Origin of the sequence: Pseudomonas anatoliensis (assembly GCF_017976235.1) — a bacterium.
In the GTDB taxonomy this organism is placed as follows: Bacteria; Pseudomonadota; Gammaproteobacteria; order Pseudomonadales; family Pseudomonadaceae; genus Aquipseudomonas; species Aquipseudomonas anatoliensis.
Genome location: NZ_JACVHC010000009.1, coordinates 207,031 through 232,989 on the forward strand (window position 1 = coordinate 207,031; position 25,959 = coordinate 232,989).

24 protein-coding genes are annotated in these 25,959 nt (G+C 59.3%); 3 read left to right on the forward strand and 21 right to left on the reverse strand.

Annotated elements, in window-relative coordinates; all coding sequences use genetic code 11:
* Nucleotide 1 precedes the first annotated feature (1 nt).
* The 5 genes from ICA16_RS26210 to ICA16_RS26230 all read right to left on the reverse strand — a co-directional run bounded on the left by ICA16_RS26210 (nucleotide 2) and on the right by ICA16_RS26230 (nucleotide 3,539).
* Nucleotides 2-199 carry a helix-turn-helix transcriptional regulator gene (locus tag ICA16_RS26210; RefSeq protein ID WP_210701966.1) on the reverse strand — a complete coding sequence of 66 codons (198 nt, stop codon included), beginning with the start codon at nucleotides 197-199 and terminating at the stop codon, nucleotides 2-4.
* Nucleotides 196-570 (reverse strand): hypothetical protein, encoded by a 375-nt coding sequence (locus ICA16_RS26215; RefSeq protein ID WP_150604982.1) that lies wholly within the window; start codon nucleotides 568-570, stop codon nucleotides 196-198. The genes ICA16_RS26210 and ICA16_RS26215 overlap by 4 nt, the downstream gene beginning before the upstream one ends.
* Before the next feature lie 151 nt (nucleotides 571-721).
* Nucleotides 722-1,201: a copper chaperone PCu(A)C gene (locus ICA16_RS26220; protein WP_210701967.1), complete on the reverse strand. Its 480-nt coding sequence runs from the start codon at nucleotides 1,199-1,201 to the stop codon at nucleotides 722-724.
* A complete protein-coding gene (locus ICA16_RS26225; RefSeq protein ID WP_210555184.1) occupies nucleotides 1,201-1,806 on the reverse strand; it encodes an SCO family protein in 606 nt (201 codons plus the stop codon). Before ICA16_RS26225 ends, ICA16_RS26220 begins: the two co-directional genes overlap by 1 nt.
* Before the next feature lie 173 nt (nucleotides 1,807-1,979).
* Entirely contained in the window at nucleotides 1,980-3,539 is a 1,560-nt protein-coding gene (locus ICA16_RS26230) for a sensor domain-containing diguanylate cyclase (protein ID WP_210555185.1), read from the reverse strand.
* A gap of 225 nt (nucleotides 3,540-3,764) precedes the next feature.
* Between ICA16_RS26230 and ycaC the strand changes: the two genes are divergently transcribed.
* Nucleotides 3,765-4,397, forward strand: a complete 633-nt coding sequence (gene ycaC, locus ICA16_RS26235; protein ID WP_042558826.1) for an isochorismate family cysteine hydrolase YcaC — start codon at nucleotides 3,765-3,767, stop codon at nucleotides 4,395-4,397.
* A gap of 724 nt (nucleotides 4,398-5,121) precedes the next feature.
* On the opposite strand, the gene ICA16_RS26240 is transcribed toward ycaC, so the two are convergent.
* Genes ICA16_RS26240 through ICA16_RS26250 form a run of 3 tightly spaced genes read right to left on the reverse strand, consistent with a single transcriptional unit; the run spans nucleotide 5,122 to nucleotide 8,664 of the window.
* Nucleotides 5,122-6,360, reverse strand: a complete 1,239-nt coding sequence (locus ICA16_RS26240; protein WP_210701968.1) for a nucleoside permease — start codon at nucleotides 6,358-6,360, stop codon at nucleotides 5,122-5,124.
* Between the two features lie 41 nt (nucleotides 6,361-6,401).
* Complete coding sequence (locus ICA16_RS26245; RefSeq protein ID WP_210555187.1) at nucleotides 6,402-7,484, reverse strand: sugar phosphate isomerase/epimerase family protein; 1,083 nt, start codon at nucleotides 7,482-7,484, stop codon at nucleotides 6,402-6,404.
* A complete protein-coding gene (locus ICA16_RS26250) occupies nucleotides 7,474-8,664 on the reverse strand; it encodes a Gfo/Idh/MocA family protein (RefSeq protein ID WP_210701969.1) in 1,191 nt (396 codons plus the stop codon). Before ICA16_RS26250 ends, ICA16_RS26245 begins: the two co-directional genes overlap by 11 nt.
* A gap of 178 nt (nucleotides 8,665-8,842) precedes the next feature.
* Between ICA16_RS26250 and ICA16_RS26255 the strand changes: the two genes are divergently transcribed.
* Nucleotides 8,843-9,847 carry a LacI family DNA-binding transcriptional regulator gene (locus tag ICA16_RS26255; RefSeq protein ID WP_210701970.1) on the forward strand — a complete coding sequence of 335 codons (1,005 nt, stop codon included), beginning with the start codon at nucleotides 8,843-8,845 and terminating at the stop codon, nucleotides 9,845-9,847.
* On the opposite strand, the gene ICA16_RS26260 is transcribed toward ICA16_RS26255, so the two are convergent.
* The 5 genes from ICA16_RS26260 to ICA16_RS26280 form a co-directional block, all read right to left on the reverse strand.
* The gene (locus ICA16_RS26260; RefSeq protein WP_210555190.1) at nucleotides 9,844-10,167 is read right to left on the reverse strand and encodes a hypothetical protein; all 324 of its coding nucleotides are present in this window, start codon (nucleotides 10,165-10,167) and stop codon (nucleotides 9,844-9,846) included. The genes ICA16_RS26255 and ICA16_RS26260 overlap by 4 nt on opposite strands.
* Nucleotides 10,168-10,651: 484 nt before the next feature.
* Nucleotides 10,652-13,567: a PAS domain-containing hybrid sensor histidine kinase/response regulator gene (locus ICA16_RS26265; protein WP_210702030.1), complete on the reverse strand. Its 2,916-nt coding sequence runs from the start codon at nucleotides 13,565-13,567 to the stop codon at nucleotides 10,652-10,654.
* A gap of 173 nt (nucleotides 13,568-13,740) precedes the next feature.
* The gene (locus ICA16_RS26270; protein ID WP_210701971.1) at nucleotides 13,741-15,279 is read right to left on the reverse strand and encodes a cryptochrome/photolyase family protein; all 1,539 of its coding nucleotides are present in this window, start codon (nucleotides 15,277-15,279) and stop codon (nucleotides 13,741-13,743) included.
* Nucleotides 15,280-15,382: 103 nt separating this feature from the next.
* Nucleotides 15,383-16,507: an alkene reductase gene (locus ICA16_RS26275; protein ID WP_210701972.1), complete on the reverse strand. Its 1,125-nt coding sequence runs from the start codon at nucleotides 16,505-16,507 to the stop codon at nucleotides 15,383-15,385.
* A gap of 110 nt (nucleotides 16,508-16,617) precedes the next feature.
* The gene (locus ICA16_RS26280) at nucleotides 16,618-17,295 is read right to left on the reverse strand and encodes a type 1 glutamine amidotransferase domain-containing protein (RefSeq protein ID WP_042558830.1); all 678 of its coding nucleotides are present in this window, start codon (nucleotides 17,293-17,295) and stop codon (nucleotides 16,618-16,620) included.
* 209 nt (nucleotides 17,296-17,504) lie between these two features.
* On the opposite strand from ICA16_RS26280, the gene ICA16_RS26285 reads away from it, so the two are divergent.
* A complete protein-coding gene (locus tag ICA16_RS26285; RefSeq protein WP_150604993.1) occupies nucleotides 17,505-18,089 on the forward strand; it encodes a TetR/AcrR family transcriptional regulator in 585 nt (194 codons plus the stop codon).
* A 57-nt stretch (nucleotides 18,090-18,146) separates the two neighbouring features.
* Here ICA16_RS26285 and ICA16_RS26290 read toward each other — a convergent pair whose 3' ends face one another.
* The 8 genes from ICA16_RS26290 to ICA16_RS26325 all read right to left on the reverse strand — a co-directional run bounded on the left by ICA16_RS26290 (nucleotide 18,147) and on the right by ICA16_RS26325 (nucleotide 25,864).
* The gene (locus ICA16_RS26290; RefSeq protein ID WP_338049963.1) at nucleotides 18,147-20,582 is read right to left on the reverse strand and encodes a TonB-dependent siderophore receptor; all 2,436 of its coding nucleotides are present in this window, start codon (nucleotides 20,580-20,582) and stop codon (nucleotides 18,147-18,149) included.
* A gap of 98 nt (nucleotides 20,583-20,680) precedes the next feature.
* Entirely contained in the window at nucleotides 20,681-21,649 is a 969-nt protein-coding gene (locus tag ICA16_RS26295) for a FecR domain-containing protein (RefSeq protein ID WP_210701974.1), read from the reverse strand.
* Complete coding sequence (locus ICA16_RS26300; protein ID WP_210701975.1) at nucleotides 21,646-22,152, reverse strand: sigma-70 family RNA polymerase sigma factor; 507 nt, start codon at nucleotides 22,150-22,152, stop codon at nucleotides 21,646-21,648. Before ICA16_RS26300 ends, ICA16_RS26295 begins: the two co-directional genes overlap by 4 nt.
* A 96-nt stretch (nucleotides 22,153-22,248) precedes the next feature.
* A complete protein-coding gene (locus ICA16_RS26305) occupies nucleotides 22,249-23,172 on the reverse strand; it encodes a LysR family transcriptional regulator (RefSeq protein WP_210701976.1) in 924 nt (307 codons plus the stop codon).
* A 112-nt stretch (nucleotides 23,173-23,284) separates the two neighbouring features.
* Nucleotides 23,285-23,995 (reverse strand): SDR family NAD(P)-dependent oxidoreductase, encoded by a 711-nt coding sequence (locus ICA16_RS26310; RefSeq protein ID WP_042562036.1) that lies wholly within the window; start codon nucleotides 23,993-23,995, stop codon nucleotides 23,285-23,287.
* 49 nt (nucleotides 23,996-24,044) lie between these two features.
* Nucleotides 24,045-24,701, reverse strand: a complete 657-nt coding sequence (locus tag ICA16_RS26315; RefSeq protein WP_210701977.1) for a DsbA family oxidoreductase — start codon at nucleotides 24,699-24,701, stop codon at nucleotides 24,045-24,047.
* Nucleotides 24,698-24,913 carry a tautomerase family protein gene (locus ICA16_RS26320; protein WP_042558834.1) on the reverse strand — a complete coding sequence of 72 codons (216 nt, stop codon included), beginning with the start codon at nucleotides 24,911-24,913 and terminating at the stop codon, nucleotides 24,698-24,700. The genes ICA16_RS26315 and ICA16_RS26320 overlap by 4 nt, the downstream gene beginning before the upstream one ends.
* A gap of 255 nt (nucleotides 24,914-25,168) precedes the next feature.
* Entirely contained in the window at nucleotides 25,169-25,864 is a 696-nt protein-coding gene (locus tag ICA16_RS26325; protein WP_210701978.1) for a tRNA (adenine(22)-N(1))-methyltransferase, read from the reverse strand.
* Nucleotides 25,865-25,959 lie beyond the last annotated feature (95 nt).

Below are 25,959 nucleotides of genomic sequence, written 5' to 3' on the forward strand. Positions count from 1 at the left end.
TTCAGTTCAAGCCATCATCAAAAATGCTTTCAATCGACAGCTCAAACGCCCGGGCAATCTGAAACGCCAGCGGCAGGCTCGGATCGTAGCGTTCGTTTTCGATGGCGTTGATCGTCTGGCGTGACACGTTGAGCCTTTCAGCCAGATCGACCTGTGACCATTTGCGCCCGGCGCGCAGTGCCTTGAGGCGGTTTTTCATTGGTAGCGGCGTCGGGCGATTTGCAGGCCGAGGATCCACATCGCGCCCATCACTGGCCACACGCAAGTCCATGGAATGTGCGGCGCGCCGACGTTTTCCAGAAAACCGTAGCTGAAGGTCAGCAGTGCTGAAGCGGCAAACGCGAAGCCCAGCGCTTCGAACTGGATGCGCAGATGCATTTCATCCATGCGGCGCATGTTGCGCACGATGGCCCAGCACATCAAACCTGCCGGGAGGATCGGCGTCAGCGCGACAGCTGAGCGCAGAATAATGTTGGCATCCATCAGGTATTGCGAGGCAACCAGTGAGGCGACCAACGCCACCGTGTAAAGGATCAGTGCTGCGCCAATTTCCAGGTAATACCGGTTCATGCTTACTTCCTATGTAAAAGACCCTTTACATAGTCGCGAAAGATTTTCCTCATGTAAAGCCTGCTTTCCACAAAAGCCGATTTCCCAAACCCAAAAAGGGGCGGACTGATCAACGATCAGGCCGCCCCTTTTTTGTTACCGCTCCGTCAGATCAATGCATCTTGCTGTGATCGTGACCTTCCATGCTGGTCAGCGAACGCACGCTGGCCTTCACTTCAACGGTTTCTTTTTCGCCCTTGGCGTTTTCCACGGTCAGGGTCAGCGGCACGGATTCGCCTTCTTTCAACTGACCGGTCAGGCCCATCAGCATGACGTGGTAACCGTTTGGATCAAGCTTGACGGCTTTACCTGCCGGCAGGTCGACCGATTTGACCGGGCCCATGCTCATGACGTCGTTCTTCATGCTCATTTCGTGGATTTGCACGTCTTTGGCCACTGGCGTCGCGACGCTGAGCAACTTGCTGTCGCTGTCGGCGGTGAGGGTCATGAACGCGCCGCTGGCGGATTGGGCCGGCACGGTTGCACGTACCCATGCATCGTCAACCTTGGTCTGCGCAGAGACCTGGAAGGCCAGGCCCAGCAGGGACAGACCGAGTACCGCGCGTTTGATGTTGTTCAGAAACGGTTGCATCAGCAAACCTCCATAACGGTAAGCAAATCTTCCGTGCATTCTTCTGCCGAAAGCGAGGTGGACAGACCCAGGCGCAGTTCGCCGCGCGAGTCGAAGACGTAACTGGTGGAAGTGTGCGAGATGGTGTAGGTGTCGCCGGCCGGCACCTTCTCGAAGAACACGTCGAATTCCTTGGCCGTGGCCTTGGTTTCCTCAAGCGTACCGTACAGCGCGACGAAGGTCGGGTCGAAGGCTTTGACGTAGGCGTCGAGGATTTGCGGCGTGTCGCGCTCAGGGTCGAGGGTGATGAAAATCACCTGCAAGCGATCGCCGTCCTTGCCCATCAGTTTCTTGATTTTTGCCGCGCGGGCCAGGGTGGTCGGGCAGACCGCCGGGCACTGGGTGAAGCCGAAGAACACCATCGGCATCAGGCCGCGGAAGCTCGACAGGGTCATGGTGTCGCCGTCGGTGTCCTTCAGTTTGAAGGTGCGGCCCATGATCTTGTTACTCAGATCCTTGCCGTACTTGTACGACAGTTGGCCGCGGGTGTCGCAGCCGGCGAGCAGGCCGAGCCCGAGTACGCCCATTCCCGCAAGTACCTTGCGGCGAGTCAACAAAGCCGTCATCTAATACCGCCTTTTGCAGCCCGTCAGTCGGCAGGACTGGCGAGGGGTTAACCGTAAAAGCGGCGCATGATACCAAACTGAACCGGCCAGTCGGTTTTCGATCGGCTGACAGGGTGTCGCAGGGCGACAAAAGGTGTAAGAAAAAGTGACCAGTGCGAGCGACGAAGGTGTTATCAGCTCATCACCGCCGAACTCGAACACCAACGGTTGCGCCCCTGTTGCTTGGCCTCATAGAGACGGGTGTCGGCCGCTTTCAACAACGAGGCCGGCGTGACCGTATCGTCGACAGGATGACGCGTGGTGATGCCAGCACTGGCCGTGACGTACCCCAGAGGATGCCCGGCGTGCGCAAGCTTCAGCGCACGAATACTCTGCAAAATGTCCTCAGTGACCTGAATCGCCCCGGCGCTATCGGTGTTGGGCAATAACACGGTGAACTCTTCGCCGCCGTAACGTACGGCCAGGTCACCCGGGCGTTTGACCGCTTGCTGGATCGCCTGGCCGACCGCGCTCAGGCAATCATCACCCGCCGCATGTCCGTATTGGTCGTTGTAGCGTTTGAAGTGGTCGACATCGAGCATGATCAACGACAGCGCCGAACCCTGGCGACGGGCCAATCGAATTTCATCGGCCAGCGAATTATCCAGGCGTCGACGGTTGCCGAGCCCGGTCAGGGCGTCAGTCAACGCCATGTCGCGCATGGTCTGATGGGCGTGGCGGATTTGCCGTTCCATCGCCATACGCTGGCGCAACTGGCTGAGGACGATGAGGCCGAAACAGCTCAGCACCAGAATCAGAAACACCAGCACGAAGCCGTTCTTCAGCAAATCCTGCTGCCAGGGTTCGATGATCGAATCACGCGACAGACCGGCTTCGACCACCAGTGGATAGGTGGTGAGGGCACGATAGCCGTACAAGCGCTCGGTGTCGTCGACGACGGCGCGCACTTGCGCGATGCCTGAGTTGGAGTTGGGTAAATAGGTCTTGAAGATCTCGCTGTTGGCCAGGCTCTTGCCGATCACCGAGGCGATGAACGGGCGGCGCACGAGGATGGTGCCGTCGCGCCTGGCCAGCACGAGCGCGCCTTTGTCATCGATGCGAAAGTCACCGTAGTAATCGACGAAATAGCTGACCTTGACCGTGCCCAGCAACACGCCGGCGAACGAGCCATCGGCGTTGTTCAACCGGCGTGATATGGGAATGATCAGGTCTTTCGTGGAGCGGCTCTCGACCACATCGCCGATGCGCACATGGCGATCTTCATGGGTGCGGTGGTACTGGAAATAATCGCGGTCGGCGTTGTTAGCGGTCTCGGGCGTCACCTCCTTGTCGGTGACGATCCACTGTCCATCAGGACCGTAGATAAACAAGCCGTGCAGCTGCGGCATGATTGTCGATTGCTGCACCAACAATTTGTGAATGCGCGGGACATCCAGGTTTTGCAGGCCATCACCCTCGATCCGCTCACTCAGGGCGGCGGTCAGCACGTCCATCTGGCGGATGGTGTCTTCGGCATGCTGGGCCGTGGCGCGGGCGAGGTTGGTCACCGAGTTGCGCGCAGAATCGAAGGCTGCACGGTAGTCGCGCCAAGTTCGCCAGCTCTCGACCGCCAAAAAGGCCATGACCACTACCAGCATGAAACTCACCGTCAGGCGGAACGTCGATCCGGCGCGCACGGCTTTCAGGGATGCGGGGTTGTCTGTGTTCGGCTCTGGCGAGTGGCGTCCGAGCATGAACATCTCCTTGGGTTTATTGCACACGTGAAGCTGGTAACAGTATGACAAGGATCGCCGGGAAGGTCGGGATGCCAGCGAAATCCGTGATCAGTGTCGCGTGATTGTCCTGTTCAAGTTGACGGTTAAACGCTTTTCAGCCGATTTATCCAGCGCTGGAGTGTCAGTAATCTGAGCCCATCTTGAACGCAACAAGAACTTCCCCAACTAAAAAGGACTGCACAGATGAACACGCCAACCTACAACCGCCTCAACAAAGACGACGCCGTAGTACTGCTGGTTGACCACCAGACCGGTTTGATTTCTCTGGTGCAGGACTTCTCGCCGAACGAATTCAAGAACAACGTTCTGGCGTTGGCCGATCTGGCGAAATTCTTCGAACTGCCGACCATCCTCACCACCAGTTTCGAACAAGGCCCGAACGGCCCATTGGTACCGGAACTGAAAGAGATGTTCCCGGACGCGCCCTACATCGCCCGTCCAGGCCAGATCAACGCCTGGGACAACGAAGACTTCGTCAAGGCGATCAAAGCTACAGGCCGCAAGCAGATCATCATTGCCGGCGTGGTCACCGATGTTTGTGTGGCGTTCCCGACACTGTCAGCCCTGGCCGAAGGCTTTGATGTGTTCGTGGTCACCGATGCCTCCGGCACCTTCAACACCACTGTGCAACAAGCCGCATGGAGCCGCATGACCCAAGCCGGCGCACAAATGATGAACTGGTTCTCGGTAGCCTGTGAGCTGCACCGCGACTGGCGCAACGACATCGAAGGGCTGGGTAATCTGCTGTCGCAGCGTATTCCGAACTATCGCAACTTGATGAATGGTTATGCGGCGCTGACGGCGCAGCAAAAGTAAGCTGGCACTGTCACAACTCGAAAAGCCTGCCCTGAAAAGCAGGCTTTCGTTCGTTCGACTGACACACCATCCTGTAGGAGCATTCGAGTGCAACGAGGCTGCGATCTTTTGATCCTGTTGTTTGAAATCAAGATCAAAAGATCGCAGCGTGCCGCAGCGCCTACAGGGGCGGTAGGGTCTAGACGGGACGCTGACTAACCAAAAGCCTGCCCTGAAAAGCAGGCTTTTGTTCGTTCAACTGACACACCATCCTGTAGGAGCATTCGAGTGCAACGAGGCTGCGATCTTTTGATCCTGTTGTTCGGAATCAAGATCAAAAGATCGCAGCGTGCCGCAGCTCCTACAGGGGGCGGTAGTGCTTAGACGGGACGCTGACTAACCCAAAGCCTGTCCTGAAAAGCAGGCTTTCGTTCGTTCAACTGAACACACACCATCCTGTAGGAGCATTCGAGTGCAACGAGGCTGCGATCTTTTGATCCTGTTGTTTGAAATCAAGATCAAAAGATCGCAGCGTGCCGCAGCTCCTACAGGGGGCGGTAGGGTCTAGATGGGACGCTGACTAACCAAAAGCCTGCCCTCAAAAGCACGCTTTTGTTCGTTCAACTGACACACCATTCTGTAGGAGCATTCGAGTGCAACGAGGCTGCGATCTTTTGATCATGTTGTTCGGAATCAAGATCAAAAGATCGCAGCGTGCCGCAGCTCCTACAGGGGGCGGTAGTGCTTAGACGGGTGAGGGGATCACAGCCTTGTCGCTGTCTCGTCCTTTGAACGTCAGCCAGAAAAGCAGCATTACCGCAACCGAGAAACCGGCCGGAAACAGCCAGATGCTGCGCCAGTCATGCCCGTTAGCCAAGGCGAAGTGGTCGGTGATCTGGCCGGCGATCCAGAAGCCGATCAGCATGCCCAAACCGTAAGTCGCCAGGGTAATCAGGCCTTGAGCCGAGCTGCGAAAGCGCTCGGGGGCTTTGGCGTCGGTGTAGATTTGCCCGCAGACGAAGAAAAAGTCGTAGCAAACGCCGTGCAGGGCAATGCCGACGAGCAGCATGAATGCTTGATCACCGTTGTCGCCGAAGGCAAACAGCACGTATCGCAACGCCCACGCCAGCATGCCGACCAGCAACGCAATCTTGATGCCGAAGCGCTGAATGAACAGCGGCAAAAGCAGCATGAACAGCACTTCGGACACTTGCCCGATGGCCATCTTCGCCGTCGGATTGGTAACGCCGATTTCGGCGAGGAACGGGTTGGCATTCTGGTAATAAAACGCCAGAGGAATGCAGATCAGAATGGACGCGAGGAAGAACACCAGATAGCTGCGATCCTTGAGCAGGCTCAACGCATCCACGCCCAGCATCTGCTTCAGGCTCGCCGAACCTTCAGTGGATTTCAGCGGTGCGGTATTCGGCAGGCTGAAGCTGTAGAACCCCAACACCAGCGACGCTACGGCAGACATCAGGAAGGTGTTGCGCAAGCCGCCCGCCGCGATGGCTTGTTGGGAGTCCCAGGCAAAACCAAAGCTGATCACGATGCCGGCGACAATCCAGCCGACGGTCCCCCAGACGCGTATGCGCGAAAACTCCAGGGCCGGGTCTTTGATCTGTCGGAACGCCACCGCATTGACCAAGGCCAGCGTCGGCATGTAGACCATCATGTAGGCCAGCACATAAGGATAAAACGCGCTGAAATCTGGCGCCCGATAGAGCTGGAACAGCAGCACCGCGCCGATCAGATGCAGCACCGCCAGGATGCGTTCGGCGTTAAAGAACCGATCGGCAATCAGGCCAATGACGAAGGGCGCAATGATCGCACCCCACGACTGGGTCGAGAACGCCATCCCCACCTGGCCGCCGCTAGCCGCCAGCGTTGTGGTGAGGAAGGTGCCGAGGGTGACGAACCAGCCACCCCAGATAAAAAACTGCAAAAACATCATCACGCTGAGTCGCGCATTCATTACGTTCATTTCAATCACCGTATTATTTTTATGTCGGTAACAGCGGTAAATCAGTGGTCGTGAAGCCCCAGCAGACGTCGGTTGGATTGTTCGTCAGCGCTCACGCTGGCGAAGTCGTCGAACGCCTTGCGGGTCTTGGTGATCATGTGTTGTTCGATGAAGGCGGCGCCTTCGGCAGCGCCTTGCGCGGCATCTTTCAGACAGCATTCCCACTCGAGCACGGCCCAGCCGTTGAAGTCGTATTGGGTCAACTTGCTGAAGATCGATTTGAAGTCGATCTGGCCGTCGCCCAGCGAGCGGAATCGGCCCGGGCGATCAACCCAGCCTTGATAGCCGCCGTAAACTCCGGAGCGCGCGTCGGGGCGGAACTCGGCGTCCTTCACATGGAACATGCGGATGCGCTCGTGGTAGCGATCGATGAATCCCAGGTAATCCATCTGCTGTAACAGCAAGTGGCTCGGGTCATACAGAATCGCGGCGCGCGGATGATGATTCACCGCCTCCAGGAAACGCTCGAAAGAGGCGCCGTCGTGCAGGTCTTCGCCGGGATGGATTTCGTAACACAGGTCTACACCGGCCTCGTCGAAACAGTCGAGTATCGGCAGCCAGCGCTCGGCCAATTCGGCAAAGCCTTGCTCGACCAGACCGGCAGGGCGTTGCGGCCACGGGTAGACATACGGCCAGAGCAGCGCGCCGGAAAAGGTTGCATGGGCAGTCAGCCCAAGGCGCTGACTGGCGCGCGCTGCCAGTTTCAACTGGTTGATCGCCCATTGCGTGCGCGCTTGCGGCTTGCCGCGCAAATCCTCTGGGGCGAAGTCGTCGAAGAGGCTGTCGAACGCCGGATGCACCGCGACCAGTTGGCCTTGCAGATGGGTCGACAGCTCGCTGATCACCACGCCGGCCTTGGCGCAAATTGCGATGAGTTCGTCGCAGTAATCCTGACTGTGGGCGGCGCGCTCAAGATCAATGAAACGCGTGCCAAGGGTCGGCAACTGGATGGCCTTGTAGCCTTGCGAGGCCGCCCACTGCGCAATGTTGGCGAGGGAGTCGAAGGGCGCTTCGTCAGAGATGAACTGCGCGAGAAAGATGCCCGGGCCGCGCATGCCGCCAGGGTTTGTTTGATCAGTTGTCATTGGCGGATGCTCCGATTGACTGGCGAGGTATTTCGCTCCACTTGGCATCACCGCGATGGTTGGCGAGAGCGGTTTCGATGAAGGCCATGCCGCGCAGGCCGGCTTCTATGCCGGGCACGCCGGGCGCATCAGGGCCGCTCGCGCCCTGGAGAATGGCCTGTGCGAGGTCGCCGTAAAGATTGGCCATGGCCTCCAGATAACCTTCCGGGTGCCCGGCGGGCAGACGCATGCGCCGGGTCGCGGCTTCACATAGCCACGGTTGGCCGAGGCCCGAACGCAGCACGCGCATGGGTTCGTTCAACGGGCGGTGGATCAGACTGGCGGGCTCTTCCTGGCGCCACTCCAAACCACCCTTGTCGCCATACAGACGAATTTTCAGCGGATTCTCTTCACCGGCGCAGACCTGACTGGCGATCAACACGCCGCTGGCACCGTCGGCCATTTTGAACAGCATGGCGGCGTCGTCATCCAGTTGGCGGCTGCTGAAGTGCGAGCCAAGCATCGCGCTGACGAACTGGATGGGCTGACCGGCGACAAACTCCGCCAGGGAAAACGCGTGAGTGCCGATGTCACCGATGCAGCCGCCGATGCCCGATTGTTCAGGGTTGTCGCGCCAGTCGGCCTGCTTGTTGCCTTGGCCGGCGACGTCGCTGCTGAGCCAGCCTTGCGGGTATTCGACGAGGACTTTGCGCAAGCGCCCGATAACGCCGCTGGCGACCATTTCCCGGGCCTGCCAGACCATCGCGTAACCCAGATAGGTGTGCGCCAGCGCGTAGATTCGCTGACTGCTGCTGACGACGCCTTTGAGCGCCTGCACTTCGGCCAGATTGAGCGCAGCAGGCTTCTCGCTGAAGACATGGAAACCGGCGCTCAACGCTGCGCTGGCGATAGGGGCGTGCAAGTGATTAGGCGTGACGATCACCAGCAGCTCCATGCGCTGATCGGGCGGCAGCCGGGATTCGGCGGCGAGCATGTCTTGCCAGGCGTCGTAACAGCGTTGCGCAGGCAGACCCAATGCGGCGCCGCTGCGCTGATTGTTTTGCGCGTCTCGGCTGAACGCACCGCAGACCAGTTCAAAGCGTCCATCGAGGCCGGCTGCCTGCCGGTGTGCCTGAGCGATGAAGGCGCCTTCACCCCCACCGACGAAGCCCATTCTTATTTTTCGAGCAGCAGCAATCATGGCAATTGTCTCTGTGGATAGTGCATCAGTCGTCTATGATGTAACCGGTTACATCGTGGGCGAAATCTAGGCTCGAAATGCACGGCTGTCAAACCATCTCGGACGAATGTCGGCGTTTCGGAGGGCGGCGCGGTGCGGTAAGCTCGGCGGCCGATTTGATTGAAAGAGCGAGGCAGACTTGTCCAATATTCGCGAAGTGGCACGGCTGGCGGGCGTTTCGGTGGCAACAGTGTCAAGAACATTGAAGTCGCCGGAGCGCGTACTGCCCGACACCCGCGATCGGGTCATGGCTGCCGTCGAACAGGCCGGATATCGCCCGAATCTGATGGCGGTGCAGTTCCGCTCACGCAGAACCGGGAACCTGGTGATTCTGGTCCCGACCATCGCCAACACATTTTTCGCCCGAGTCATCAGCGGTGCGCAAAAGGCTGCGCAAGCCGCCGGCTACAGATTGTTGCTGTGCGACACCCAGGGTCGCGAAACACTCGAACGCCAGTTCGCTGATCTGGTGTATGCCCATCAAGCGGATGGCGTGATTCAACTGCGCGCCTTCGACCCCTTCGAAGGCTCCGCTTCGGGGAAGGATCTGCCACCGATCGTCAATGCGTGCGAAGTGATCCAGCAAGGCCGTCATCCGACAATCAGCCTCGACAACGTCGCGGCCGCCAAGGCGATGACCGAGCATTTGATCGCGCTGGGGCATCGGCGCATCGGCCTGATCAAAGGGTCGAAAGGCAGCCCGCTGACGCGAGATCGTCTGGCGGGATACGAACAGGCGATACGCCAGGCGGGGCTTGCGCTGGACGATGCGCTAGTTTGTCACGGCGATTTCAGTCTGGCTGCGGGCTATGCCGGCGCCGGAAAAATGCTCGCACTCGACGATCGGCCGACCGCGCTTTTTTGTGAAAATGACGAGATGGCGATTGGTGCTTTGAAGCGCATCAAGGAGCAGGGGTTGCGCGTGCCGGAGGATATTTCGCTGGCGGGATTCGATGACATTCCGATGGCGGCTTACTGCGATCCGCCGCTGACAACCATCTCCCAACCGGCGGAAGTGTTTGGCGAGAAAGCCGTCGAAATGCTGATTGCGCTGATCGAGAAACAGCCGTTGCCTGCTCGACATGTGGTGTTGCCGTTTCAGCTGACGCCACGTGACAGCACGGCGCGATTTGAAATGGCTTAGGCGCCTTCCAGTTTCAACGATTGATACCACTCGGCATACGGCGTGTTGCTCACTTTATACCGGTTGTAATCCGCAGTGCCGTCCTCCCACCAGACCGGGCCACGCTCGCCCAGTGCCACTTTGGCGGCGTGCACATGCGCCCTCGCTGCTTTCAATTTTTGCGGGTCATCCAGCAACTTTGCCGCTTTGACTTCGCGTCGCGCTGTCATCAAGTCGTCGACCAGATGCTGGCGCTGTTGCGGGTCCAACGCCGGGTTGCTGCACCGCCAAAGCTGTTCTTTGACCACGAAATATCGGCCGTCGGGCGTGGTTGGGTGCATCTGTGGGCCCCTCTCATTTTAAATATTGATAGCCGAGCTAACGGCAGTTCAACGGCATAAATACGCTCAGTCAATCGGCTGCGTTAAATCGGGGCTGGCACAGGCAAAACATCCAGTGACTGATCCACCGCTATCGCCAGCAGGCTGGCTCCTACAGGAAATCTGCAAGGGTCGAAAATGTGTGGGCACCGCAGCTCCCACCAGGTTTTGTGGTGTTCACAAGATTAATGCCCCCACCGAACAATGTAGGAGTGAGCCTGCTCGCGAAGGCGTCGACACGGTCAAAACATCCGATAACTGTTCCACCGCTATCGCCAGCAAGCTCGCTCCCACAGGTTTGTGCGTCGCTCACAGATCTTCGGCCAGCACACAAATCTGTAGGAGCATTCGAGTGAAACGAGGCTGCGATCTTTTGATCCTGTTGTTTGAAATCAAGATCAAAAAATCGCAGCGTGCCGCAGCTCCTACAGGGGCCGGTTGCGGTTTACGGCTTTGTCGCTTCGGACAGCAAATTGCTGACCCGCGAAACCAGGGTGTCGACTGCAAAAGGCTTGGTCAGCACTTGCATGCCCGGTCCGAGTTGAGCGCTGCCGATGACGGCGTTTTCGGCGTAGCCGGTGATGAACAGGGTTTTGAGTTTTGGGCGGATTTCCCGGCCTGCATCGGCCATTTGCCGGCCGTTCATGCCGCCCGGCAAGCCGACATCGGTGATGAGCAGGTCGATCTGCGCGTTGGAGCGCAGTACCTCCAGGCCTTCAACGCTGTCAGCCGCATCCAGCACTGTGTAGCCAAGTTCGCAGAGCACGTCTTTGAGCAGCATCCGCACGGTGGGTTCGTCGTCGACGATGAGGATAGTCTCGCCTGCTTTTACCAGCGGTGTTGTCGTGCTGCGGGTGGCGTCGTAATTTTGTTTGGCTTCGCCGCGATAGCGTGGCAGGTAGATGCACATCGTGGTGCCTTGGCCGACTTGTGAATGCACGCGCACCTGGCCACCGGATTGTTTGGTGAAGCCGTAGATCATCGACAACCCAAGCCCCGTACCCTGGCCGAGCGGTTTGGTGGTGAAAAACGGGTCGAAGGCCTTGGCGATGACTTCCGCGCTCATGCCGGTGCCGGTGTCGGTGACGCAGAGGCAAAGGTACTCGCCCTCGGGAATGTCCAGTGTGTGGACCGACTCGATGGTCACGGCGCGGTTGGCGGTTTCCACCGTGATGCTGCCGCCATCTGGCATGGCATCGCGGGCGTTGATGCACAGATTCAGCAGAGCGTTTTCCAACTGGCTGGCATCGACCAGCGCCGGCCAAAGATCGGGTGCCACCAACGTCTTCAAGCGAATGCTCGGGCCGACGGTGCGCTGGATCAGCTCGGTCATGCCGACAATCAGCGTGTTGACGTCCGTTGGCCGCGGATCGAGGGTCTGGCGTCGGGAGAACGCCAGCAGTCGATGGGTAAGCGCCGCTGCACGTTTGGTCGCGCCTTGGGCGGTCACCAGATACTTGTCGACGTCCTTGATACGGCCCTGAGCGATGCGTTTTTCCATCAGCTCCAGGGCGGCGGAAATGCCGGCCAGCAGATTGTTGAAGTCGTGCGCCAGGCCGCCGGTCAGTTGCCCGACGGCTTCCATTTTCTGCGACTGGCGCAGCTTTTCCTCGGCTTGCATGAGATCGGCAGTGCGCGCCATCACGCGTTGTTCCAGGGTGTCGTTGAGCGCACGCAGTGCCGCGTTGGCCCGATCGCGCTCGGCCTCGACACTGCGCCGCTCTTCCACATCGATCAGCACGCCGGGGAAGCGCAGCGCAGTGCCGTCGTCGGCGCACTCGACGCGTCCGTTGGCCTCAAGCCAGTTGTATTTTCCATCGGCGTCGCGCACCCGGTACTGATGGGAATAGGCGCCGCCGCGAGCAATCGCTTCGTTGATCGCACCGATGAGTCCTTCGCGGTCGTCGGGGTGAACGGTCGTCACCACTTGTTCCAGGCTCAGACCGGTGCGGCCCAAAGCAGGATCGAGATTGAACACCTTGGCGGAGGCTTCATCCACGGTAAAGCTATCGGTCGGCAGGTCCCAGTGCCAGGTGCCGATAATGGCGCCGGCGGCGAGGGCGAGTTGTACGCGCTCGACGTTTTCACGCGCGAGCGCTTCGCTGATGCGCAGGCGCTCTTCGGCGTCGCGTCGTTCGGTGACGTCATTGAAGAGGATCGCGATTTGCCGGTCGGCCGGGTCGCCGACTCGTACGGCACGCACGTCGAACCAGCGCTCAAAGGTGTTGGCGTAATTTTCGAAGTTCGCCGGCTCGCCCGTCTTGGCCACGTGCCCGTAGGTCTCGAACCAGAACTTTTCCAGGTTGGGGGCAAACTCGGTCACCCATTTACCACGCAGATTGACCCCGCATTGACGTTCGAACGCCGGGTTGGCTTCGACGAAGTAGTAATCCACCGGAAGATCGTCGGCGTCGAATTTGACGTTGACGATGGCGAATGCGGCTTCGATGGTTTCCAGAATGGTGCTGAAGCGTTCTTCGCTCAGGCGCAGCGCCGTTTCGGCACTGCGCGAGCGCGTCAGATCAAGCATCGCGCCGATCATGCGCTCGGCGCGGCCGTCGGCGTTGCGGATCAAGTGTCCGCGGTCGAGCACTTCGGCGTAGGAACCGTCCTGGCAGCGGAAGCGATATTCGGCGGTCCAGGTCGATCCGCTGCCGTCGATGGCAGAGCGAATCGAGGCTTCGACGCGCTCGCGATCCTGCGGGTGGATCTGGGCAAGGCGCCAGTCACTCGTCGGCTCGATGGCTGCTGAAGGGAACCCATAAGCCTGCTGCAAGGCTTCGTTCCAGACAATCTGCCGGGTCTGCAGATCCCAGTCCCAGACCGCGTCGCGTGTTGCCTTGAGCGCCAGGCGATAGCGCTCTTGCGATTCGAAAAGCGCACGGCCGGCGAGATGCTCCTGGGTGCGGTCACGAAGGATTTTCACGAAGCCCAGATGGGATTGATCATCCGCATAGAGCGGCATCAGTTCGCCCGACGCCCAGAACAATTTGCCGTCCTTGCGCAGGTGCCAGCGTTCATCTGAGGCGCGTCCTTCAAGCAGAGCGCGCTGCATTTCCAGTTCAACACGGCCGGAGGCGCGATCGGCTGGTGTGAAAAAACTCGCAGCACTCTGGCCGAGCATTTCCTCGGCGGTCCAGCCCATGACATTGACGGCGCCGGCGTTCCATTCGGTGATAATGCCCCGCGGGTCGGTGGCGACCATGGCGAAATCGATCGCGCACTCGAAGATTGCCCGCTGGCGCGCTTCACTGGCGGCGAGCGCCGCTCGGCTGGCGGCCAGTTGCGCGGCGATATCGTGCTGTACGTCGCTGATGAGTGTTTGTCCAGTGCCGGTTTCGAGCGCCTGGCGCAGACGCATGACCTCTGACTCAAGCGCTTCGCGGGTAAGATGTTTCAGGATTTTCACCACTCACGCCTGATGATTATTGTGGCCCGGGCTCGTTCAACGTATTGCAAACGAACACTACGGGTCACCCATTGACACGGCGCGCCCTGCATAAGTTGCAGCCTTGAAGGGCGGCGCTTGCGGATCTACAACGAATGGCCGTTATCCAGCTTGTCGAGCAGCATTTGCCCGCGCTGCCAAAGGGCCTGCTGTTTGGCTTCAGGCATGCGGTCGAGGTTTTTGTAGAGCATGCCCATGCGTTGATTGCTGCGCAGGAGATTGCCGTGGCGCATCAGAAAATGCCAGTACAGCGAATTGAACGGGCAGGCGTTGTCGGTGGTACTTTCGCTCACCTTGTAGGCGCAATCGCGACAGTAATCGGACATTCGCTTGATGTACTGGCCGCTGGCGCAGTAAGGCTTGGAGCCCAGGTATCCGCCATCAGCGTGCATGACCATGCCCAGGGTGTTGGGCAACTCGACCCAGTCGAACGCGTCCATGTAAATGGCCAGATACCACTCGCAGATCTCGCTCGGCGCGATGCCGGCCAGCAAGGCGAAATTGCCCGTGACCATGAGCCGCTGGATGTGGTGGGCATAAGCATGTTTGAGGCTTTGACCAATGGCTTGGCGCATGCAGTTCATCTGCGTTTCGCCGGTCCAGTAGAACTCCGGCAATGGCCTGCTGTTACCGAATGAATTGCCCTCGGCGTAGTCAGGCATTTTCAGCCAGTAAACCCCGCGCACATACTCCCGCCAGCCGATCAGTTGCCGAATGAAACCTTCGGCGGCGTTCAGGGCAACGCTGCCCGCCCAATAGGCCGACTCGACGTCGCTGCACAGTTGCCGCAGATCGAGCAAACCGATGTTGAGCGCCGCACTGATGCGCGCATGGAACAGAAACGGCTCGTCGCTGGCCATGGCGTCTTGATAGTCGCCGAAACCGGCCAGACCGAAATCCAGAAAGTATTGCCACAGCGCTTGGGCGTCGGCGTGGGTCACCGGGTAGTTGAAGGTATCGAGAGCGCCGTAGTGACTGGCGAAGTGATCGCGCACCAACGCGAGGACTTCCTGAGTGACCGGGTCTGCGCTGAAGCTGAGCGGGTAGGGCGCCTTTACGCCTTTGGGCAGTGACTTGCGGTTGTCGGCGTCGAAATTCCACGCGCCACCCACCGGCGTGCCGTCGCCATTGAGCAACAGCCTGCTTTTGCGGCGCATCTCGCGGTAGAAGAACTCCATGCGCAGCTGTTTTTTACCGGCCGCCCAATCGGCGAACTCGGCGCGGGTGCAGAGAAAACGGCTGTCATTGTGCCAATGGATGGGCAAACCACAATCGCGCAGCGAATGCTCCAGACGCCAGTCGCCGCATTCGGTCAGGTGCAACTCGTTCGGCTTTAGAAGCGCATGCCAGCGCTGCAACTCACTCGGCACAGCGCCGGTGTTTTGCGGATCGTCGAGCCTGACGTACTGCACCTGAAAGCCTTGCTCCTGCAACGCCTGCGCAAAATGACGCATGGCGCTGAACACCAGGACAATTTTCTGCGGATGGTGAGGAACGTGACTGGCTTCCTCCATCACCTCGACCAACAGGACGGTATCGCGTTCGCGATCAAGCCCCTGCAAAGAGGCGAGATCGAAAGACAACTGGTCACCGAGGACCAGGCACAAGCGGTTAACAGTCTTCATTCGAACGCAATCAGCCTGATGAGAGGCAATAGAGGTAGCCAGTGGTTGGGAAGTCCTTGCTCAGATAGTTGTACGGAAATTTAGTTTTGTATAGGTTTTTCTGCTAGCCGGGGTACACCGGATAATCGATATAACCTTCAGCGCTGCCGCCATACACCGTGGCCGGGTTCAGTGCATTCAGCGGCCAGTCGTTGGCGATTCGCGCAGGCAGATCCGGATTGGCCATGAACGGTCGACCGAAAGCGACAAAGTCAGCGAGGCCGGAATCGAGCAGCCGCGCACCGGATTCGGCGTTGTAGCGCCCGGCGTAGATGATCGCGCCGCTGAAGGTGTCGCGCACCGCTTGGCGGAAGGTTTGCGGCATTGCTGGCGCATCGTCCCAATCGGCTTCGGCGATGGACAGATAAGCAATGCCGACGTCCTCCAGCACCTTGATCGCTTCTATATAAGTGGTGTGCGGATCTTCCTCGACCAGGCCCAGGTACGTGCGCGCCTCATCGGTGGTGGTGAACAGCGGGGCGAAGCGCACGCCGACCTTCTCCTTGCCAATGCACTCGGCGACGCCCGCTACCACTTCGCGCAGAAAACCCAGGCGATTGTGCAGCGAGCCACCGTATTGATCGGTACGCAGATTGCTGTGCGCCGAGATGAACTGGTTGACCAGATAGCCGTTGGCGCAGTGCAGTTCGATGCCGTCGAAACCGGCGTCCATCGCATTGCGTGCTGCCTGGATATAGAGCTGGACCAGTTCCTGAACTTCTTCAGTGCTCAACGCGCGCGGTGCGGACGGCGGCACCAGTTCGCCTTTGCCTGGCGCGGTTTCGATAAACACACTGACCCGGTCGGTCGCCACGGCGGAAGCCGAGACCGGCGCCGCGCCGCCAGGTTGCAACGCGCTGTGCGACACACGGCCGACGTGCCAGAGCTGGGCGAAAATCACCCCGTCGACGGCATGCACGGCATCGGTGACTTTGCGCCATCCGGCAATTTGCTCGGGCGTGTGAATGCCCGGCGTCCAGGCATAACCCTGGCCGCGTGGCTCGATCTGCGTGCCTTCGGTCACCAGCAAACCCGCGCCTGCGCGCTGCTGGTAATACTCGGCCATCAATTCATTGGCGATGTTGCCCGGTTGGGTACTGCGCTGGCGGGTGAGGGGCGGCAGGACGATGCGGTTTTTCAGGGTGTGCAGGCCCAATTTGGCGGGGGTGAAATAACTGCTGTTGTTCATGGATTACCTTTTTCACTGGTTTATTAGACCAGTCAACTATATGGTGGGCGTAAAAAAAACGCCGTGTGGCACGCACACGGCGTTCGGAGGACTTTTCCCGAAGGGGCTTATCAGCCGAGCATCTTCAGCAACTTCTCGGCGACCGCTGCGGAGCTGGCAGGGTTCTGGCCAGTGACCAATTGCCCGTCAGCCACCACATGCACCTGCCAGTCGGCGACCTTGGAGTAGTAACCGCCAAGACGCTGGAACTCGTCTTCGATCAGGAACGGCACGACATCGGTCAAACCGACCGCGGCCTCTTCGGCATTGGTGAAACCGGTGACCTGGCGATGCTGGATCAGCGGTTTGCCTTCAGCATTCAAAACGTGGCGCAGTACGCCCGGTGCGTGGCAAACGAAACCGTGCGGCTTGTTGCTGCGGTCGAAGGCTTCGATCAAAGCGATCGACTGCTTGTCTTCGGCCAGATCCCACAACGGGCCGTGGCCACCTGGGTAGAACACCGCATCGAAATCATCCGCCCGAACATCCGCCAGACGCCCGGTGTTGGCCAGTGCCTGTTGGGCGGCCGGGTCATTGCGAAAGCGATCGGTCTCGGCGGTCTGTGCGTCTGGCTCGTCGCTTTTCGGATCGAGCGGTGGCTGGCCACCGGCCGGGGACACCAGGGTGACGTCGGCACCGGCATCCTTGAAGGCGTAGTAAGGAGCAGCGAACTCTTCGAGCCAGAAGCCGGTTTTCTTGCCGGTGTCGCCAAGTTGATCGTGCGAAGTCAGAACCATCAAGATTTTCATAAAGCACCCTTGGTTGATCAGGTGGCGTCGCTGCGCAACGGATTTGCGAAACGCCGACACCGGGAGATGAGTTGTCGGAGCGCAGCATAGATGCCAATTAGACCAGTCGTCTAGTAATTTTTTCTGCGCAGGTTTTTCACTGACAGATATGGCAAACTTCCGTTCCTCTGAAATATACGACTGGTCTATTGTCTGGTAATTTGCGCCCCATGAAACCGACCTACGACGACACCCGCCAACACTTGCTCGATACCGGCCACCGAATGATGGCCGAGAAGGGCTTCACCAGTGTCGGCCTCAATGAAATCCTGCAAACCGCCGGCGTGCCCAAGGGCTCGTTCTATCACTACTTCAAATCCAAAGAGCTCTATGGCCAGGCCTTGCTCGAGGATTACTTTGTTGGCTACCTCGCCGACATGGAGCGACGCCTGACGTTGCCGGGGCTGACCGCTTATGAGCGATTGATGGATTACTGGCTGGGCTGGCAGAACCGCTGCACGCTCGAAGGCCACGGCGATGAGTGTCTGGTGGTGAAACTCAGCGCCGAAGTCGCCGATCTGTCCGAATCGATGCGCCTCACCTTGCGTGATGGCGCCGAACAAGTGGTGTCGCGCATTACCCTGTGCATCGAGCAGGGGCAGGCTGAAAACAGCCTTCCTCAGGGCAATGCCCGGCGGTTGGCGGAAACCCTGTACCAGATGTGGTTGGGTGCCAGCCTGCTGAACAAGTTGCAGCGCACCGGGCAGTCGTTGAATACGTCGATGGCGACTACGCAACAACTGCTCAGCATTTGACGTTCAGACTGACCTGCCGGACCCGAACTCTGGCAGGCCAACGCCAAGTGCTGCGGTTCAGAACTCGGGGGTGTACTTGACGCTGAACATCACGTTGCGCGGGTCGCCGAAGTTGTTGTTGCCATTGAGCTGGTTGTAGGCGGCGGTGTAGTAGCGCTTGTCGAACAGGTTGTTGGCGTTCACCGCCAGGCCGATTTCGTTGCTCAACTGGTAACCGAGACGGGCGCTCCAGACGGTGTAACCAGCGACGTCGTAAGTGTGTTCATAGCCAAGCGTATGGCTTTGGGTGGTGAAACCCAGGCCGGTGCTGACATGGTTCCAGTCGCCGCTGAACTGATAATCGCCCCACACCCGCAGCATGTGTTTCGGCGTCCAGGTGCTGAAGGTTTTGCCTTTTTCAGTCGGGTCGTCGAGGTACTTGGTGGTGTTGTAGGTGTAGCCGGCGAACAGTTGCAGGCCAGTCAGCACTTCGCCGCTGATCTCGGCTTCGATACCCTGGCTGCGAACTTTCCCGGCGGCCGTCGAGCAATACCAGTCGTCGCAAACCATGCCTGAAGCCAGGTCGTTGACTGCACGGTTTTCCTGGTCATAACGGAACACCGCCAACGACGTGTTGACCCGGCCGTCCATCAATTCGCCCTTAAGACCCACCTCGTAATTGCTGCCGATCACCGGTTTGAGCACGGAACCGTTAGCGTTGCGATTGGTTTGGGGTTCGAACACGTCGGTATAGCTGGCGTACACCGCCCACTCGCGGATCAAGTCGTAGACGATGCCCGCGTAAGGCGTGACTTCGCCGGTCTCGTTCGCGGTGCTTTGCGGTTCCTCGACAGCGACGTCACTGAACGCCATTTGCGTCCATGACTTGTAGCTGTAGTCGTACCAACTGACGCGCGAACCCAGCACCAGCGTGAGTGATTCGACCGGTTTGACCCGCCAGCTGCCGTACAGGCCTTTTTGACGAATGTCGTATTCGCTCGGCGTTGCCCGGCCACCCGGGGTATTGAGCAAACCTTCGTAGCTGATTTCGGGACGGTCGTGGTTGATGTCGAAAATCGTGTCGCTGCTGTTGTTGAAGGTGCGAGCGAATTTATCGTCAGAGGTGAACTTGGCGTAGTTGCCGCCGAGCATCACTTCATGCTCCATCGACAGCGCTTCGAAATGCCCGGAGAGGTTCATGTCCAGACCGAGTTTGTTTGCGTCGAAATCCGTGACGAAATCGGCGTATTGCAAACCGCTGCCATCAGCTTGCACCCCGGCGCCGCTGGTTTGCGTGCGCTGGTTTTTCGATTTGTTGGTCTCGGTCATGCGCACCGCACCGACCTTGACGGCCCAGTCGTCGTTGAAGCGATGTTCCAGATCGGCGTAAACGGTAGTGACATCAATGTCGGCATGGTTCCAGCGTGCACCACCGTAGGTGGAACGCGGCACGTTGAGCGGCTTGCCGTCGGCGTAACGTGGCAGGCCGCGGATCATTGGCCGTGATTCGCCATCCGAATGGCTGACCGCCACGCCGAGCGTGGTGTCATCGCTGACGTCGAAGTCCAGAGCGCCGTACAGCGAGTGAGTTTTGCTCCATTCGTAATCGACGAATGAATGGCTCTGATCTTCATCGGCGACAAAACGCCCGCGCACCGTGCCGGTCGAGTTCAACGGTCCGCCGGCATCCAGTTGCAAGCCGTAGTGATCCCACGAACCCGCCTTGCCGGTGACGGTTACGGTCGGGGTGTTCTGGCCGCGCTTGCGCACCAGATTGATCGCGCCACCGGGGCTGCCGGCGCCTTGCAGCAGGCCCGACGCGCCGCGCAGCACTTCCATGCGATCAAAGAAAATCAGGTCCTGCGTTGCCCAGTTGCCCAGCGCATAGGTATTGCGCGGGATCGGCACGCCGTCGTACTGCCAGTCGTCGATCTGAAAACCGCGTGAGGTGAGGATCATGCCTTTGCCCACGCCCTGAAGGCCGACCAGACCGGTGGTTTTATTGGCGGCGTCCTTGAGATCGGTGAGGTCCTGATCATCCATTTGTTTGCGGGTCATGACGGTGACCGACTGCGGAATTTCCTTGAGCGTGTGTGTGCCTTTGCCAATGGTCACCGCCCGCGAGGCATAGGAGCCCGATCCCTCGGTGGTGGCGTCGTTGCTGCGCTCGACAATGTTGGTGGCCCCCAGTTGCAGCGCTGCGCTGTTGTCAGTCACCGGTTCGACGCTGAAGTTGCCTTGCCCCGTGACGCGCAGTTGCAAGCCGCTGCCCGACAGCGCCTTTTGCAGCGCTTGTTCGGCGGGCATCCGGCCTATCACTGCCGGTGCCTGTTTGCCCTGCACCAGCGCAGGCTCCAGCGAAATGATCTGGCCGCTCTGGCCGGCAATCGCATTGAGCGTATTGGCAAGGGCGCCGGCCGGCAAGTTGAAGCTCAGCTCTTGCGCCAGCGCTGAGCTTGCCAGGGTCGCGAGGGCAACGGCGAAGGGAAGGGTACGGGGCCACGTGTTGAGCACAACATTCTCCTGTTTGTTTTGAAGTGTCAGGAGATAGGTGGGATGAGAAATGAAAACCGGACACAAACGAGAACGATTTTCAAAAAAATGTTCGCCCATCACTTTTTACTGATCAGGGTCAGCCAAGGGCCGTAGCGATCCACGCGAATCGGCAGGGTTTCGGCCAAGGCGCTGAAGGTGCGCTCGGCGTCATCCAGCGGGAATACGCCCTGCACCCGCAAGCCGCGAATATCCGGGGCCAGGCGTACGAACCCACGATGGTAAGGTCGCAGCGCAGCGACCACGTCTGCCAGTGATTCATCCAGTACATTCAACTTGCCGCTCAACCAGTCTGCGCGCCGACGTTCATCGCCGCTGGCCAGCGTGATGCCACGCGAGGAGAGGACCGCCGCCTGACCTTCCTTGACGATTTGCGTTGTGCCGTTGAACAAACGGGCTTCAACCGAATGCTGCAACACCACGAGGCGGCTGGCGTCCGGTTCCTGGGCTACCAGAAAACGCGTGCCCAGTGCACGCATTTCGCCCTCGGCGGTGCGCACGACCAAAGGCCGACGAGCATCTGGCGCGACATCAATTACCAATTCACCATGACGCAGGATGATCACGCGTTGCGCGTCATCGAAGCGCAGATCCACCGCACTGTCGGCGTTCAGGCTCAGGCGACTGCCATCGGCCAGATTGAAGTGCTGCCGCTGGCCGCGCCCGGTGTGCAGGTCCGCCAGCAGCGTTTCACCCAAGCGGGTTTTGCTGCCCAGCAGCAGGCCGCCGCCGAGCAGCCCGAGACCGGCGATGACGCGCAAGGCATCACGCCGCGAAGCCTGCGGCTGCAACAGAATCTGCCGGGCTTCACCGGCCTGGCCGGGCACGCGTCGATCCAGTGCGCGAACCGTGTTGAACGAACCGCCGAGGCGTTCCTGCAAGGTGTCCCACGCCTGTCTGTGCGCAGAATCCATCGCCAGCCAGGCGTTGAAGCGTTCGTTGAGCGCAGTGTCAGGCGTGCCGGCGCGCAGCTTGACCATCCAGTCGATGGCTTGCTCGCTGACAGGGTCGAGGCGGGTTTTGCTCACGGTGCCATCTCGCACAAATAGCATTGGCGCATCGCCTGTTTCATGTAGCGGCTGACGGTGCGCTCCGACAGGCCGAGTTTCTGCGCAATCGCCACGTAACTCAGGCCGTCCAGTTGGCTGTAGAGGAAGGTGGTTTTGACGATCAACGGCAAACCATCGATGGCGCGGTCGATCGCGACCAGGGCTTCGATCAATTGCAGTTGTTCTTCAGGGGAGGGCGCCAATGCTTCAGGCAGAGCGGACAACCGCTCAAGGTAGGCCAGTTCCAGCTTGCGCCGACGATGACGATCAAAGATCAACCGGCGTGCGATGGTCGACAGGTAAGCACGCGGTTGCTCGATGCTGTCCGGATCGACGCGGGCCGCCAGCAGTTGGCAAAACGTATCGGCGGCGGTGTCCTCGGCGTCCGCGTGGTTGCGCACATGACGATTGATATGCTGCAACAACCATCGATGATGATCACTGAAAAAGTATCCCAGCTTGCTGGACGGAGGAGATTGCACTGGTGAGCTTTCCAGATGTTAGTGAGAATCTCTCTCAATACTACCTGTGTGGCCAGAGCCAGTGCAATCAGTCTGTAGCGCCCGACGCATTCACCGCTAAAGCTCCGCCCACTGATCACGGTATTGCAGCAGAAAATCGACGAAGGCCCGCACGTGTTGGGGCACGTAGCGCCCGTGCGGATACAGCAAGGTGTAAGGCCGGGAACGACCTTTATAGGGCTGCAGGACCTCGACGAGACGGCCGTCCGCCAATTCCTGTTCGACAATGAATTTGTAGGTCTGGAACACCCCGGCACCATGCTTGGCCAGCGTCACGCCACCGAGCACATCGTCAGAACAGGAATAACCGCCGTCCGAAATAATCTCGCGATCGCTGCCGTTTTCCTGAAACAGCCATGAAATCCGCCGTCCGCTGCTGGGCAGTTCAAACTGGATGCACTCGTGTTCCGCCAGATCCTCCAGCGTCTGCGGCGTACCGGCCTTGTGCAAATACTCGGGCGAGGCGACCACCACCAGTTTGGCGTCCTCTAAAAGGCGCGCAATCATCGTCGAGTCGGGTTGGGCGCGCACGCGGATCGCCAAATCGTAGCCCTCCGCGACGAAGTCGATGTTGCGATTACCCAAGTGGATATCGACGGTGACGTCGGGGTGCAGCGCACGAAACTTTGGCAGCAGCGGCAGGATGCGGTGATGCCCGTAAGTGGTCGGCAGGCTGATGCGCAATCGTCCTGAGGTACTTGTCTGTGCGCCCATGACCTCTTGTTGAGCTTCGACCAGTTGGGTCAGCGCCTGGCTGCACTGGACGAAGAAGTTTCTACCGGCCTCGGTCAAGCGAATGCTGCGCGTGGTTCGCGCGAAGAGCCGAGCACCGAGCCGTTGTTCCAGACGCAGAATCGACCGGCTCACCGCTGCCGGAGTTACCCCGGCGAGCTGCGCAGCCGCGGTGAAGCTGCCCGCTTCGGCGGCGAGGCAAAAGAGTTCGATACTGCCTAACTGCAAGTCTTCAAAGTGGCGCTTCATAATCGATTACACCGAGTCTCAACGGATATTTCATCCCGGTATTTACCACAACAAACGGCACCGCCGGTATAGACCGACGGTGCCGTTTGTTGTGGCAAGGACAGCGGCTGGATCAATGACCCGCGCTCTGGCCGCCGTCGACGTGCAGGATCTCGCCCGTGACAAAGTTCGCGTTATCCAGATAGAGGATCGCTTGCACGATGTCATCAATCTCGCCCATATGGCCAACCGGGTGGAGATTGCCCAGCGCTTCGTGGGTTTCCACGCCGTGCATTGGGGTCTTGATGATGCCCGGCGAAACCGCGTTGACCCGAATGCCGCGCTTGGCGTACTCGATGGCCAGCGATTTGGTTGCCGCGTTGATGCCACCCTTGGTCAGCGAAGCCAGCACCGAAGGCACGCCGTCAATCGCGTGGTCGACCAGGCTGGTGGTGACGCTGACGACATGGCCGCTACGGTTTTTTTCCATCTCGGCAATGGCCAGTTGGGTGATGTAGAAGAAGCCGCTCATGTTGGTCGCCACGACCTGGGCGTAATCTTCTTTGCTGTAATCGGTGAACGGCTTGGCGACGAAGATGCCCGCGTTGTTGACCAGTGTGTCGATGCGACCAAAGCGTGCAACGGCTTCACGGATAACCCGCTCGGCGGTTTGCGGATCAGCGATGTCGCCAGCGACGGTCAGAATATCCGGGTCTGACGACGGTTTGACGGAGCGAGACGTCGCGACAACCTGATACCCGCGATCGCGAAAACCCTTGACCAGGCCAGCGCCAATGCCTTGCGAGGCGCCGGTAACCACTACAACTTTATTGGAAGTGCTCATGATGAATTCCTCATTGAATCGATAGGGATTGGGTAGAAAAATCTGCAAATCAGGCCTGAGAGGTTTCTCGTGCCGCCTGCCGTAACGCTTGCTGGTATTCGGCGACCGAGTGCGATCCGGACATCAGTTCTCGGTCATTGAGCACCATTGCCGGGACCGAGTTGATGCCTCGCGCCTGGTAAAACTGCTGAAGCTCGCGGACCTCCTGACTGAACTCGCCGCTCGCCAATACTTCTTGCGCACGCCGGGTGTCGAGACCGACTTCGCCCGCCAGATTCACCAGCGTTTGCGCGTCATCCGGGTTCTTGCCGTCGGTGAAGTAGGCTCGCAACAGAGCTTTCTTCAGTGCGCGTTGACGGCCTTCGATGTGTGCCCAAAACAACAGGCGATGCGCATTGAACGTGTTGAAAAAATGACTGCGTTTTTCCAGATCGAAAGTGAACCCGATGTCTTTGCCGCGTTGAATGATCATCGCGTTGCGCTCTGCCACTTGCTGAGCGCTACGGCCATATTTGCGCATCATGTGCTCGACGGCGTGTTCACCGGCGGCCGGCATATCCGGGTTCAGCTCGAACGGTTTGTAGGTCAGTTCAACATCGATCTCACCGGCCAGATTCGCAATCGCTTGCTCAAGTGCCGTAGCGCCCAAGGCGCACCATGGGCAGACCACATCCGAGACAAAGTCGATTTTTACCGTGCGGCTCATGACTGTTCGTCCGCTAGCTGCTGGCGGTACTCGGTGGTGGTGATACCGGCGTAACCCCAGTTATCCGTGTCGACTTCTTCAATCACGATGTGCGTGAGTTTTGGGTCCTTGTTGAGTACTCGCTCCATCGTCTCGGTGATCTCTTTGATCACCTGGGCTTTTTGCTCGCGAGTGACGCCGTCACGGGTGATGCGTACGCTGATGAAAGGCATTGGAGTAACTCCATTAGCCAGCCTGTCGGGATGATGGGCTGCTGTTGGAGTGAACTTTAAGAAGTGGCGCGTGATTGATAAATACGCCTTGAGGTACTTCATTTGTGATGTGGTGTATCAAATCGAAAGGAGCGAACCCTGCGGGATTCTTCCACTGAGGGCGATAGCGGGGGGGAGTCATTCAGAAGCCTTGGTCACAACGGATGTGCGCCCAGGATGGAAGCGAAGCGATCAGTGCTGTCAGGCGTCCGCCATTCAAGCCAATAAATCGGTGATCCATTGCGCCTGTTGCGCGATCTCTTGAACTTTCGCTTCGGGCAACGCCTGCCGCGCTCGGGCGAACTGGCTCAGGGTCTTTTGTTTCTCGCGAAGGATGCGCTGCCACTTGCTCAGGAACGCCGGGCTGCGCGCCTGCATCTGCAGTGGCCCGAAGTACAACTCTGGCCCCGTGTAGGCGACGGGGTCTGCACGCTCGGCAACGATGATTTCGTAGTAGAAGCGGTTTTCCCACAGCAGTTCTTCGCAGAGGATGCGGTAGCCGTTATCCATCAGCCATTGGCGCAGGGGTTGCTCGCCGCCGTTGGGTTGCAGGATCAGGCGTTCGGTGCCGCTAAGCTGCGCTTTGCCGCTGTCGAGAATGTCGCGGATGGTTTCGCCGCCCATGCCGCAAATGCTGATCGCGGTGATTGCGTCGCCAGGCTCGATTGCCGCCAGGCCGCTGGCATGACGCACGGTGATGTGCTGTTCAAGATCGTTCTCGCGCACCGTGCGTTCAGCCGAGCGGAACGGCGTCAACGCCACTTCGCCAGCCACTGCCGCTGCAATCACGCCACGACGCATCAGCGCCACCGGCAGATAGCCGTGATCCGAGCCGATATCGGCCAGTCGCGCGCCGGCGGGCACGTGCGCCGCCACGCGCTCCAGACGCATGGACAATGTGTGTTCGTTCAACGACAACCCCTGTTCAACACTGACCTGCGGCACTGATGGCCGCAAAAGGGGTGCGACTTTGTCGAGCTACGCGTTTCCTGTCAAATCCCGGCGAC